Raw genomic sequence first — 13,079 nt, forward strand, 5'->3', positions numbered from 1 at the left:
ATATGCAGATTCAGTCAGTTTCCATAGAAGATTATATCTCAAAGATTCCTGAAGAAAGACAGGAAGCTTTTAAAAAACTTTTTGATACGGTGAATGACAACCTTCCGAAAGGGTTTGAAGAAGCTACCAATTATGGGATGATAGGTTGGGTAGTTCCTTTGGCTACATTTCCTGCCGGATATCACTGTGCCCCCGGGACACCACTGCCTTTCATCAATCTGGCTTCCCAGAAGAATTTTATTGCACTCTATCATATGGGGCTGTATTCAAAACCGGAACTTCTGGATTGGTTTGTAGGAGAATATCCAAAACATTCCAAAAAGAAACTCGATATGGGGAAATCCTGTATCCGTTTCAAAAAAATGGATGATATTCCTTTTGAACTGATTACCGAACTGAGTCAGAAAATGACTCCTGATGACTGGATCGGAATTTATGAATCTCAATATAAAAGATAAAAAAGAGCGCTGAAATCTATTTGATTTCAGCGCTCTTTTTTATGCTGGAAGCCGGAGGTCAGAAGCCCTATATAATATTGTGTTTTTTGTAATCACTGATTTTCCGCTTGGTAATAGATATTCAGAATTAAAAATTTAATGAAATGATATATACCTATCCATAGTTTATCAGCAACTTCGTTCCTCCAGCTTTCCTCTTTTCTTCTAAAAATGGATGTCCCAGATTCCTGCTTTCCTTTCCAGTTCAATTAAAGCAGCTGCATTATCTGCCAAAGCCTGATAATAATCTTTTCTCACATTATTATACGTTCTTTGGGCATTCAGTACTTCCAGGATAGAACTTTCCCCTCTTTTGTAGCTGTATGTAATTCCTTCTAAGATACTTTGAGCCTCTGAAAGCATTCCGTTATGAAATTGTCTGAGCTGTTTCTGAGTCGCTGCATATTGCTGATAAGCCTGCATCACTTCCGCTCTTATTCCCTGTTCGATTTGTTTGTATTCAACTTCTGCCTGAGAATGTGCCATTTCTGCTATTTTCAATCCTGCATTTCTTCTGTTGGAAAACTTTAAAGGAATGCTAATGCCCATTTTTACAGCATTTACAGTGGGAGAAGGAGCAATTTCATTAGTCGCTTCAGTGTGCCGTTCTGCTCCGGCACTGATACCTAAATCTATGATACGATTGGCTTTTTCAAGGTTGATCTGACTTTTTGTAACCTCCGTATTTTGTTTGGCAGCCAATAAATCTGCTCTTTCATTCAAAGCCTGAAGAATCAGATCGTCAATGCTGAAATCTCGGTTGAAGGTATTAAAATCTCCGGCAACATCTCTCCCTGTTATTTTATTATCTCCAAGAAATACCGACAGACCGGTGAGGGCTTGTTGTTCTGCACTTTCTGCCCGATAGACTTCATTGAGCAGAGACGTAGCCTCCAGTTTAGTCTGTTTTGAGGTTACCAATGATATAGTCCCCAGGCGATAACGGTTACTGTCAGATTGTGCCAGTTGCTGCATATTTTGATAAGAATCCTGTTGTACTTCATGTAAAGCTTTGGATTTTAAAGCATCAATATATCCTAAACTGGCATCTGCACGGAGGTTTCTGAAAAAATCCTGCAATTGTATTTTGCTCAGTTCAGATTGGTTTCTGGCCAGATTAACCCGGGCTTTTCTTTTGCCGCCAAGCTCAAGAGTCCATCCAATTGATGTTCCGTAGACGTACCCCATATCTTTACGCACTCCGTTATTGGTGGTTTCCATTTCCAATTGAGGATCAGGAAACATATTGGCGGTCTGGATAGCCGCTTCAGACATACTTACATTATATTTCTGTGAAGCATAGCCCAAATTTTTATCTCCGACAAGACTCAGGTAGTCTTCAAAAAGTAAAAGCTCTTTTTCCTGTGCCTTCATCCCTGTGATGCTGAGCAGCACTACGGATAATATAATAACATGAACTCTAATTTTCATCTGATTTTAAATTTTGTTTTTCGCTGTGGCGTTCAGTCATAAAATAAATAGCCGGCAGTACGAATAAGGTTAAAATAGTAGAGAACATCAGCCCGTAGACAATTACCGTTGCCAATGGACGCTGTACATCGGAACCGATTCCTGTAGCCAATGATGCCGGGAATAATCCGATAACTGCCACCGTTGCGGTCATCAATACAGGTCTGAAACGGTCTTTTGCACCTTTGATGGCTGCCTGTTTCAGCTCATATCCTTTCTTACGCAGATCGTTGATATGAGAAATCATAATCACTCCATTCTGAATGGCAACTCCGAACAATGCGATGAATCCTACTGCAGAAGAGACATTCAGTGACATTGCACGGATATTGAGGGCCAGTATTCCTCCGAATAATGCCAGCGGAACAATAGACATCAGCACCAAAGCCTGTCTGAAATCACCAAACGCACCATACAATAACAGGAACATGATTGCCAATGCCAGCGGAACAATAAATGCTAATCTGGAATAGGCTCTGTTTTGATTTTCAAACTGTCCGCCCCATTTGATCTGGTATTTCTCATGATCGTATTTGATATCTTTTTCGATTTTATCCTGTGCTTTTTTCAGGAAAGACGAAAGATCGGTACCTCTCAGATTCAGTTTTACGGTAAGATGGCGTTTGTTCATTTCTCTGGTAATGGTACTTTCTCCGGTACTTAATTTTACTTCTGCTACCTGAGACAGCGGAATTTTTGCTCCTGAAGCTGAAGTCAGCATCAGGTTTCCTATTTTGTCGGGAGTGTCACGGCTGTCTTCAGTATAACGGCAGGAAATATCATAAACTTTATTGCCAATAAAGATCTGGGAAATGGCTTTTCCTCCTAATGCCACTTCAATAAGTTCGGCTACATCGGCTACATTTAAACCATATTGAGCAATCTTATCTCTGTCAGCAATAATCTGCAGCTGCGGTAGCGGTGGTTCCTGATCAATGGCAAGGTCTGCCGAACCTGGAATTTTGTTTAAAGTAGACAGTATGTCTTCGGCAATTCTTCTGGTTTCCTTAAAATCTTCGCCATACACTTTTACCACCAGTTCACTGTGAGCGCCGGAGATTTTATCCATTACCCCATCAATCATAGGCTGTGAAAAGCCTACAGTGAATCCCGGCATATCTTTATAATCTGCAGCAAGTTCTTTGATGAGGTCTGCTTTTGTTTTCCCTGAAGGCCATTCGCTGTAAGGTTTTATTCCAACAGAAACTTCAAAGTGGGAAGCCGTCCATGGATCTGTACCATCATCATTACGCCCTGCCTGAACCATCATATAAGTAATTTCAGGATGTTTCAGGGTACGGGCACGCAGCGTATCACTCATTTCTTTTGATTTGGCTAAAGAAATTCCGGGTGGTAGCTGTACCTGCAGCCATATAGAACCTTCATCCAGTTCAGGAAGGAAATCTTTTCCTACGGTATAAGACAGAATTCCGGCAGATACTAAAACAATTGTGATGGGTAAAATAACTCTTTTGGGAGTCTGCAGTATTTTTTCGATTCTTTTTCCATAGACTGTACTTATTTTTTCCAGCCATTTATTGTGATAGATCTTTTGTGGCTTGCGGTAGATCACATAAGCCAATCCCGGAATCAAGACTAATGCTACAGAGAGAGCGCCTAATAAGGCATATCCTACAGTAAAGGCCATGGGAGTAAATAATTTTTTCTCTACTCTTTCAAACGCAAACAATGGCAGATAGGCGATAATGATAATAACGGTTGAAAAGAAAATAGGCTTGGCTACTTCAATCACTCTCTGAGTAATTGTTTTTTCTTCAAGTGCTTCTTCCGGATTTTCTTCTCTTTTCCTCAAAATGGTTTCCAGCATGACGATGGCTCCATCTACAATAATCCCAAAATCAATCGCTCCAAGTGAAAGAAGGTTGGCCGGAATATTGGTGAAATGCATTAGTATAAAAGCAAATAATAAAGAAAGCGGAATGGTAATCGCTACTAATAATGCTCCCCGCCAGCTTCCGAGAAATATGATCAGTACAATAATAACCAGTACAATTCCTTCAGTAAGTGTATGGGAAACGGTAGTAAGGGTTGTTTTTACAAGGTCTGTTCTGTCCAGAAAAGGATGAATTTTTACACCGGGAGGAAGAGTCCCGTTATTCAGCTCTTCAATAGCTTCATGAACTCCGTCCAGTACTTGTGAAGGGTTTTGTCCTCTTAATAAAAGTACAATGCCTTCCACGCTTTCAGAATAATTCCGGTTTCTGTCGGTATAGCCAAGAACTCCTTTTCTTTCCAGGTTCCCGTATTTCAATGTTCCTACATCATTTAAAAAAACAGGAACTCCATTTTGGGTTTTCACTACAATTTTTCCAAGGTCATTTAAATCTTTTACAAGACCAATTCCACGGATTACATATGCAAGGTTTCCCCGGGGAAGCATGCTTCCTCCGGCACTCATATTGTTTTTGGAAATGGTTTCGGTAACTTCCGATAAGGAAAGGCCGTACTGCTCAAGCTTATGAGGATCCAGTTCGATCTGAAACTGGGTGGTAATGCCTCCGAAATTAGTGACATCAGCAATTCCTGAAACCTGTTTGATCCGGGGAATGATTACAAAATTCTGCAGATCCGTCAATTCCCGCAAACTGTGGCTGTTACTTTCAATAATATAACGGTAGACTTCGCCAATAGGAGAGGTGAGGGGATCCAGTCCTGGCTTTGCCCCATAAGGAAGCTCCACATCCGTCAGCCTTTCCTGAATACGCTGTCTTGCCCAGTAATCGTCTATCCCATCATCGAAAACCATGGTAATGATAGAGAGTCCGAAGGTACTTTTGCTTCGCATCACATGCATTCCCGGAAGTCCGTTCAGAGATCTTTCCAAAGGGATGGTGATTTGCTGTTCTACTTCTTCAGCGGCCAGCCCTGGAACCTGTGTTACCACCTGTGAGGTGACATCGGCAATGTCAGGATAAGCCTCTATGGATAATCTGGTCCAGGAATAATACCCAAAGAATCCTAATAAAAGGAAGAGGGCAAGCATCAGCCATCTCTTCTGTATAGAGATTGTTAGTAATTTCTTCATAATTGTTGATTTCGCATCATTGTACATTATTTCGCATCCAGCATATAAATTCCTCCTTCAGTCATGATGGTTTCTCCGGGTTTTAAGCCTGATGTAATTCTTACTGTTTTTTGGTCAGTTTCTCCCGTGGTTACTGAACGTTTGGTAAATTGGTTCTTCCCTGTTTTGATCCACACATACTGGGAGCTGTCCTGCTGCATTAGAGCGGTAACGGGAATCATCACGGTCTTTTCAGGAGTAGTGGCAAAGTTTACCGTCGCATACATGCCTGGTTTTAGCTTTCGGTCCGGATTATCACATTCAATAAGGACTTTTATACTTCGGGTGTCTTCATCTACAATTTCATTGATGTGGTATACTTTCCCGGTAATATTCCTGTCAGGATACGCACTTACTTTTACGGAAACCTGGTCTCCGGTATTCACAAAGCGGATGTCTTTTTCTTTTACATCCCCGGAAATCCAGACTTTGGATAATTCTGCGATAATCATGACCGGGTCGGAATCTCCTTTCAGATATTGCCCGTTTACAATTTTGTTGGAAATGATTTCTCCATTGATGGGAGCCCTTACGATTAAAGGGCTTCCAATTCCTCCTCCTTTGCTGTTATATACTTTCAAGGCAGAAGAAGCATTGGAAAGAGATGTTTTTTTATTTTTAAAATCTGTTTCCGCTTCGTCCAGTTCTTTCTGGATACCTACTCCATGTTTTACGAGATCCTGCTGGCGTCTGTAATTTTTTTCTGCAAGCTGTACCTCGTTTAGGGCATCTGTATAATCCTTTTGAACCGAAAAATAATCTGAAGAAAGAATTTCAAAAAGAGGGCTTCCGGCAGAAATATTTTGTCCAAGCTGAATAAACGATTGGGTAATTCTTCCGGAAAATGGGCTGGCAATTTCTGCATAATGATTGGGAATGGCCTGGATAGTTCCCGCTGACACCACACCATCACTGTGTTCCTGTTCGGTAACAACCTGTGTTTTAATTTTTTTGAAAACGGGATTGTTTTCCGGAACAGTGACCTGATCACCTTTTATCTGGAGATCCTGATCCTGAGGAGCTTCGCTTTTGGAGTTTTTACAAGAGGTTACCAATGTCAAAAAGACCATTGTTAAGACTGTTTTTTTCATATAAGTTATTTATAACCATTATTTTTATTTCTCTTTCGGTGCTGATTTTTTGCCTTAAAGCCACTGTCCGAATTTTTTGATAAACCATTGTTTGACGAACTGAGTCAGGATACAATACCCGGTAAGAATTCCTATTAAATAAGGGAAATAGCTTAGGGGTAAAGGCTGCATTTTCAGATATACTGCTATTGGAGTGAAGGGGATCAGAATTCCGATCAGCATGATGAAACTTGTTAATGCAACCACGGGAGCAGCTGCCCAGCTTTGGATAAATGGAATCTTTTTCGTTCTGATAATATGAACAATCAAAGTTTGAGATAATAACCCTTCCACAAACCAGCCTGTTTGAAATAATCCTTGCTGCTCCGGAGTATTGGCTTTAAAAATGAAAAACATTACTGCAAACGTCACATAATCGAAAATGGAACTCAAAGGACCTATATACAGCATGAATTTTTTGATGCTTGCAGCTTCCCATTTTTTTGGTTTTTCCAGAAAATCTTTATCCATTGTATCCCACGGAATGGAAGACTGTGAGACATCATACAGTAAATTCTGGGTTAAAATCTGCAACGGAAGCATGGGTAGAAACGGAAGGAATGCACTGGCTCCGATCATACTGAACATATTTCCAAAATTGCTGCTGGCCGTCATTTTTATATACTTGACAATATTTCCGAAAGTTCTTCTTCCATAGATCACTCCGCTTCGCAATACCATCAGATCTTTTTCCAGCAGAATGATATCAGCACTTTCTTTGGCAATGTCTGCTCCTGTATCCACCGAAATTCCGACATCTGCTTCCTTGATTGCCGCAGCATCATTGATCCCATCACCCATAAACCCTACGGTGTGGCCTTTAGACCTTAATATTTTTACAATGCGCTGTTTCTGTAGCGGACTTACTTTGGCGAAAACAGAATAAAGATCCATATCCTCGCGGAGTTCGTCATCACTCATAGTGTCCAGTTCATCACCAAGCATAATGGTGGTGATAGGAATTCCTACATCATGACATATTTTTTTAGCAACAATATCGTTGTCTCCTGTTACTACTTTTACTTCTACACCCAGCTTGTGCAAAGCTTTAATACTGGGTTCTGCAGATGGTTTTGCCGGATCAAGAAATCCCATGAATCCTGTAAGAGTAAGTTGATTTTCATCGGAAACAGCATAATTCAGCGGGTGGTCACCTTCAAATTCCCGGATGGCTATCAATAAGACGCGCTGTCCTTCGGCATTGAGTTTTTCAGACATTTTGATAATCTGCTGTTTCATAGCCTCGTTTAATGGAACGATATTATCATTCTCTATATGCAGGCTATGGTCTTCACCCGGATCTAAAGCATATTGGCATAGAGGAAGCATTTCTTCCACCGCACCTTTGCAGATCATGAGATGTTTTCCCTGGGAAGTATTCAGGATCACAGACATTCTTCTTCTTTCAAAATCAAAAGGAATTTCGTCTACTTTCTGGTAAAGTTCATCAGCTTTCATGAGGTTATGAACTTCAGCATGATCCAAAACGGCCTGATCCAAAAGATTCTTGAGACCGGTTTGGTGAAAACTGTTGAGGTAGCCCCATTTCAATACTTCATCATCTTCAATACCACGAACGTTGAGGTGTGTTTCCAATACAATTTTATCAAGGGTAAGCGTTCCTGTTTTATCGGTACAGAGAATATCCATAGCTCCTATATTCTGGATAGCATTCAGTCTTTTAACGATCACTTTCTTTTTGCTCATGTTCACTGCTCCCTTGGCCAGATTAGCGGTAACAATCATGGGAAGCATCTCAGGAGTAAGGCCTACAGCTACGGCAATGGCAAACAATAATGCCTGCATCCAGTCTCCTTTTACCAGTCCGTTGATAAGGAAAATAACCGGAGTCATGATCAGCATAAACCGGATCAATAAATAACTCACTTTATTTACCCCTATATCAAATGCTGTTTCAGGTCTTTTAGAAGTCAGACTTCTGCTGATGCTTCCGAAATAGGTGAAAATACCTGTGTTGGCTACGACAACTGTTGCTGATCCACTTACCACATTAGTTCCCATAAAACAAATGTTTTGAAGGCTGAGAGGATTTCTGTCTTTGGTATCTTTGATGGGAAGTGCATTTTTCTCAACAGGAAGAGCTTCTCCGGTGAGAATAGATTCGCTGATGAAAAGGTCTTTACTTTTAAGGATTCTGCAATCGGCTGGAACCATATCACCAGCAGATAAAATAACAAGATCGCCAGGGACAACTTCAGTAATTTCTATTTCTTCACTTTCATTAAATTTTCTCTTGATAAGGCAGCTTGTTTTTACCATTTTCTTTAATGCTTCTGCCGCTTTATTGCTTCGGAATTCCTGAATAAACCTTAAAACTGTACTGAACAGAAGCATGACCGAAATAATAATGACGGTACTAAAATCTTTTTCACTTGCAGGCACAAGAATAGCATCAATAAATAATGAAATGACTGCAATACAGGCCAGGATATAATTAAACGGATTAAAAAAAGAATGGGCAAACTGTTTCAGCCATGATGGCGCTTTTTGGATGGCAATTTCATTCTTACCATAAATTTTCAGACGATCTTTTACGGTGTTTTCGCTGAGTCCTTCTTCTGAAGTTTCCAGTAGAGCATAAATCATTTTTTCATGCTCAGCAGCGGCTTCTTTCAATTTTACAAGAGCGGCTGCATTGAGATTTTTGTTGGAAGATTTTTTTAACATCGCTTCAAGGGTTGTTTTTACATGTTATAAATCGTTTTCGGTACCTATTATTTCCCAGCTTACTTTGATGACTTTGTCTTCAATAGTCAGTCTGCTGGCTGTTTTTTCCATAAAGCTGTCCTGTGAAGTAGAAGCATGAACTTCTGCTGTAATGATGGCATTTTCCGGAACGCTGTTGTCATCGCTGGTGAGAGATTTCAGTAATACTTTATCATTCCCGCTTAAAGACTGCATCAGTTGTACACGGATATGATTTTCCACTTCACTTTTGCACTTGATGCTGAGAAGATATTCGGTATAATGATTTCTGGTGTTGATATTGTTACCCAGTTTTACGCCTAAAGGACGGAGAATGATATGAGTGAGAATAATAAATCCGCTGGTAATAGCAGCCTCAAAAGCAAGTCCTATAGCACTGAGAGCTCCTACAGAGGCAGAACACCAAATAGTAGCCGCTGTATTGAGTCCTCTCACGGTAAGACCATCTTTCATAATGACACCTCCGCCCAAGAAGCCAATTCCGCTTACAATATAAGAGGCTATTCTGCCTGTAGCATCACCTCCAATCCTGATGGAAAGAAGAACAAATGCTGCAGAGCCAAGACATACAAGGGTATTGGTACGGAGACCTGCACTTTTTTGGCGCCATTGTCTTTCAAAACCAATGCTGGCACCCAGGGCAAATGCGGTAAGGAGACGGAGTGTAAATTCTAATGTATTCATAACTTTTCCTGTTTTTTATGAAGCTTTTCAGCTGTATGGGAAAAGTGAGTACAACTAAAGCTTTTAAGATTGATAATTACTGTAAGGATCTGAGTCCATATGCTTTATTTTTTACTGTGCAAAAGTAGAAATGAGCGCTTTCTTTTACCGTTAGAAAAGCTTTAGAATATTATTAGAAAATCATTAGAAAAAAGTGATGCCTGTTCAGAATCGTACCTCATCATTTATTGGGTCTGTTAATAAATGAAAACTGTATCCATATTAAAAAGTAAAATTTCAATACCTTTGGAGACAGACTATTTTACATGATGAATTTTATGATTTATCATAAAAATAACGGCTTATTTAATCCCGGAAACTTCTTTCCAAAATCTTTTGAATTATAAATTGTAGAAATGAAAAAATCAAACATAGCGATACCTGCTACATTGTTGGCAATCATATGTGTACAGGGAGGAGCTTCGATTGCTAAACAGCTTTTTCCTGCCATTGGGGCTATTGGTACTGTAATCTTACGGATTATACTTTCAGCTGTTCTGCTTACGTTGATTAACCGTCCGAAATTCTTACAGTTTGACAGCCAAAAATGGAAGTACTGCGCGATATACGGAATATGTTTGGCTGCGGTGAATCTTATTTTTTATATGGCGATTCAAAGAATTCCATTAGGACTGGCAGTCACAGTGGAATTTGCAGGACCTTTATTTCTCGCACTGGCGTTGTCCCGGAAATTGCTGGATGTTATCTGGGCATTACTGGCTTGTGTTGGAATCCTGCTGATTGTTCCGTGGCAGAGTGATCATATTGATTTGACAGGGCTTGGACTTGCTTTTCTGGCGGGAATGTTCTGGGCTGTGTATATTGTAATGGGTGGCAAAGTTTCCAAAATAATGGATGGAAAAGATGAGGTGACTATCGGGATGATCTTCGCGAGTCTTGTGATTATTCCTTTTACCATATGGGATGGAGCAGTTTTCAATCTTACCCCGAATATTTTTATAAAAGGGCTGGGTGTGGCTATTCTCTCAAGTGCTTTGCCATTTTCGTTGGAAATGATGGCATTGAAAGAACTTTCTGCCAAGACTTTCAGTATTCTGATGAGTCTGGAACCAGCATTTGCAGCATTTTCGGGGTTGGTTTTTCTTTCAGAAGAATTATCTTTTCTGCAATGGATTTCTATTGCATGCGTGATTGGTGCGAGTATAGGAACTACTGTTTTCAATAAAAAATCTCTTTCTCACGAGTAGAGGAATGAAATTTTTAAACCATTAAGTTAATGAAGGTTTTAAGAAAAGTTAAGGATAACATCAATTTGAATGAAGGACTATTACCGTGTTAAATTAATATCAAATAGTAATGTAAAAATAGTCTCGTTATTATCTGATGCCACAGTAATCTTTGCATTGTGGAGTGAAATAATTTTCTTGGTGAGGAATAAGCCTATGCCATGTCCTTTCTCCAGTTTTGATGTTTCGCTTCTGTAAAAAGGTTCAAAAATATGCTGTAAATCTTCCTGCCTAATACTATTTCCTGTATTGGTAAAACTAATCAAAAGAATCTTGGAATGGACTCTGACATCTATTGAGCAAATATGTTCTGGCGAATATTTACTGGCATTATCAATAAGATTGTTAAATGCAACCTGTAAAAGATATTCGTTGCCCTGAATGATAAGCTGAGGCTCTTCTACCGAATCTTCGATATTGAGTGAAACTTTGTATCCTGAATTTTCTCTTATGGTTTTGGTATAAGATTCCAGAAGAACTTCATCAAGGCGAACTTCAGAAAAACTGATTTCATTGGGATCGTAGCTTGCTTTGGCAAGATCCATTAAGCTATTGGAAAGTTTTACCATATTGCGTGCGTCTTCCAATGCATATTGAATGGTTTCCTGGTATTCTTCTTTGGTTTTATCCTTTTCTGAAGCCAGTTCCAGTTCGGTAATAATTGCAGATAACGGTGTCCTTAGTTCATGTGAAATATTGGAAACAAAATGTTTCTGTGAATCAAATGAGTTCTCAAGCCTTTCCAGCATTCCGTTGAAGTTTTGAGCTAACTCATTAAGTTCGTCTTTTTCCTTCGTTGTTTTCAGTCGTAACTGTAGTTTTCCGGCGGTTATCTTTTTAATCTGATTGACCATTTCACTGAGCGGGCTCAATGCTTTTTTAGAAAGAAATATCCCAGCGAGATAAATCAATATTAAAATACTAAAGAACGAAATGATACTGATGGTAAGAAGGTGTGTAAGATAGTCATACCCGTATTTATCATAAGATGCAGCGGTTACAGCGTAAGTTTTTCCTTCATAATGATACACCATTCCAATAACCTGTAAATCGTTTAAAAAGAAATTGATTCTCTTTTTCTGGAATATCTGAGAAAGCATTTTTGGAGTCTCTTTTACATAATCTACCTTGGCATCGTCATGATAAATAAGCTGCTTACTACTATCATAAATTGCTACCTGAACTTCATTGAGGGTTCTGGTATTGTTTTTATAAAGTTTGTGCATTTCCTGCTCAGGCAGCGAGCTTCGGAAAAATAAATCAGCCTTGGCAATTGCTTCGTTTTGAAGTTCACTGTAATAAGATTTCTCTCTGGCTTCTTTGGATGAATAATAAATCGAGATGCTGTAAACACTTAAAAGCATTGCAGTAATTAAGGTGAAAAGCAGCGTAAGTCGGGTTCTTATTTTCATCCGGATATTTTTAGTTCATCTCAATGATTTCTATACAAGACCGGATTCGTAGTCTTTTTTCAGAATAAATCCCATGCCGGCTTTGGTGTGAATTAGCTTGACTTCAAAATCTTTATCAATTTTCTTTCGGAGATAATTAATGTATACATCAATGAAATTGGTTCCCGTATCAAAGTGGGTTTCCCATACTTTCTCTGCAATTTCACTTCGTGAAAGCACTCTTTCTGAGTTTTCCAGCATGAATTTTAAAAGATTAAATTCTTTCGGAGTCAGTTTGATTGGGGTATGGTCTCTGCTCACCGTTTTCTGTTCCAGATTTATTTCAATTCCTTCATATTTAAGAATGAAAACTTTCTGCTGTCTCTGTTGTGAAAAGCGCTTCAGAAGTACTTTGATTCTTGCTACCAGTTCCCGCATTTCAAAAGGTTTGGTAAGATAATCATCAGCTCCGGCATCAAATCCTTCCAGTTTATCATCAGTGGTTCCCAATGCTGTCAGCATAATCACGGGAAGATTGGGTTTTAATGCTTTGATCTCATTACAAAATTCAAGACCGTTTTTTTTAGGCATGACAATATCTGTGACTACCAGATCGAAATTCGTCTGCAAAGCCAGTTTCAAACCTGTGGTTCCGTCATATGCCATGGTAACCTCAAATTCAGCTTCCTGAAATCCTTTTGCAATCAGTTTTGAAAGCCTGTCATCGTCTTCAACTAATAAAATATGTGGCATAAGAATGTTGGAAATGTTTGGGTTGGTGTGAAGAATAGATCAATATTCCCACAAAT

Annotated in this window: 9 protein-coding genes; 2 read left to right on the plus strand and 7 right to left on the minus strand. The window is 39.4% G+C overall.

The features are described from left to right. Nucleotides 1-2 precede the first annotated feature (2 nt). Complete coding sequence (locus GFU89_RS07975; protein ID WP_318846626.1) at nt 3-458, plus strand: DUF1801 domain-containing protein; 456 nt, start codon at nt 3-5, stop codon at nt 456-458. 204 nt (nt 459-662) lie between these two features. Here the strand turns inward: GFU89_RS07975 and GFU89_RS07980 are convergent, their stop codons facing one another. From GFU89_RS07980 to GFU89_RS08000, 5 genes are read right to left on the minus strand one after another with little or no spacing between them, the layout of a single operon-like run. Beyond that, nucleotides 663-1,928 (minus strand): TolC family protein, encoded by a 1,266-nt coding sequence (locus GFU89_RS07980; RefSeq protein ID WP_318846627.1) that lies wholly within the window; start codon nt 1,926-1,928, stop codon nt 663-665. Next, nucleotides 1,918-5,013 (minus strand): CusA/CzcA family heavy metal efflux RND transporter, encoded by a 3,096-nt coding sequence (locus GFU89_RS07985; RefSeq protein ID WP_318846628.1) that lies wholly within the window; start codon nt 5,011-5,013, stop codon nt 1,918-1,920. The genes GFU89_RS07980 and GFU89_RS07985 overlap by 11 nt, the downstream gene beginning before the upstream one ends. 26 nt (nt 5,014-5,039) lie before the next feature. Further along, nucleotides 5,040-6,143, minus strand: coding sequence for an efflux RND transporter periplasmic adaptor subunit (locus GFU89_RS07990; protein ID WP_318846629.1), 1,104 nt, complete (start codon nt 6,141-6,143; stop codon nt 5,040-5,042). A 54-nt stretch (nt 6,144-6,197) separates the two neighbouring features. Next, complete coding sequence (gene mgtA / locus GFU89_RS07995) at nt 6,198-8,870, minus strand: magnesium-translocating P-type ATPase (protein ID WP_318846630.1); 2,673 nt, start codon at nt 8,868-8,870, stop codon at nt 6,198-6,200. A 24-nt stretch (nt 8,871-8,894) separates the two neighbouring features. Then, the gene (locus GFU89_RS08000) at nt 8,895-9,593 is read right to left on the minus strand and encodes an MgtC/SapB family protein (protein WP_318846631.1); all 699 of its coding nucleotides are present in this window, start codon (nt 9,591-9,593) and stop codon (nt 8,895-8,897) included. Between the two features lie 395 nt (nt 9,594-9,988). Between GFU89_RS08000 and GFU89_RS08005 the strand changes: the two genes are divergently transcribed. Beyond that, nucleotides 9,989-10,840 carry a DMT family transporter gene (locus tag GFU89_RS08005; protein ID WP_318846632.1) on the plus strand — a complete coding sequence of 284 codons (852 nt, stop codon included), beginning with the start codon at nt 9,989-9,991 and terminating at the stop codon, nt 10,838-10,840. Nucleotides 10,841-10,920: 80 nt separating this feature from the next. Here GFU89_RS08005 and GFU89_RS08010 read toward each other — a convergent pair whose 3' ends face one another. Continuing rightward, on the minus strand, nt 10,921-12,291 hold the full coding sequence (locus GFU89_RS08010) for an ATP-binding protein (protein WP_318846633.1): 1,371 nt from the start codon (nt 12,289-12,291) through the stop codon (nt 10,921-10,923). Between the two features lie 30 nt (nt 12,292-12,321). Next, on the minus strand, nt 12,322-13,023 hold the full coding sequence (locus GFU89_RS08015) for a response regulator transcription factor (protein WP_318846634.1): 702 nt from the start codon (nt 13,021-13,023) through the stop codon (nt 12,322-12,324). Nucleotides 13,024-13,079 lie beyond the last annotated feature (56 nt).

It is taken from the genome of Chryseobacterium sp. JV558 (assembly GCF_033712365.1).
In the GTDB taxonomy this organism is placed as follows: Bacteria; Bacteroidota; Bacteroidia; order Flavobacteriales; family Weeksellaceae; genus Chryseobacterium.

Bases quoted from the DNA above. Each gene is read 5' to 3' on its own strand.
- GFU89_RS07975 (WP_318846626.1), top strand. From the start codon at position 3: ATGCAGATTCAGTCAGTTTCCATAGAAGATTATATCTCAAAGATTCCT.
- GFU89_RS07980 (WP_318846627.1), bottom strand. From the start codon at position 1,928: ATGAAAATTAGAGTTCATGTTATTATATTATCCGTAGTGCTGCTCAGC.
- GFU89_RS07985 (WP_318846628.1), bottom strand. From the start codon at position 5,013: ATGAAGAAATTACTAACAATCTCTATACAGAAGAGATGGCTGATGCTT.
- GFU89_RS07990 (WP_318846629.1), bottom strand. From the start codon at position 6,143: ATGAAAAAAACAGTCTTAACAATGGTCTTTTTGACATTGGTAACCTCT.
- mgtA (WP_318846630.1), bottom strand. From the start codon at position 8,870: ATGTTAAAAAAATCTTCCAACAAAAATCTCAATGCAGCCGCTCTTGTA.
- GFU89_RS08000 (WP_318846631.1), bottom strand. From the start codon at position 9,593: ATGAATACATTAGAATTTACACTCCGTCTCCTTACCGCATTTGCCCTG.
- GFU89_RS08005 (WP_318846632.1), top strand. From the start codon at position 9,989: ATGAAAAAATCAAACATAGCGATACCTGCTACATTGTTGGCAATCATA.
- GFU89_RS08010 (WP_318846633.1), bottom strand. From the start codon at position 12,291: ATGAAAATAAGAACCCGACTTACGCTGCTTTTCACCTTAATTACTGCA.
- GFU89_RS08015 (WP_318846634.1), bottom strand. From the start codon at position 13,023: ATGCCACATATTTTATTAGTTGAAGACGATGACAGGCTTTCAAAACTG.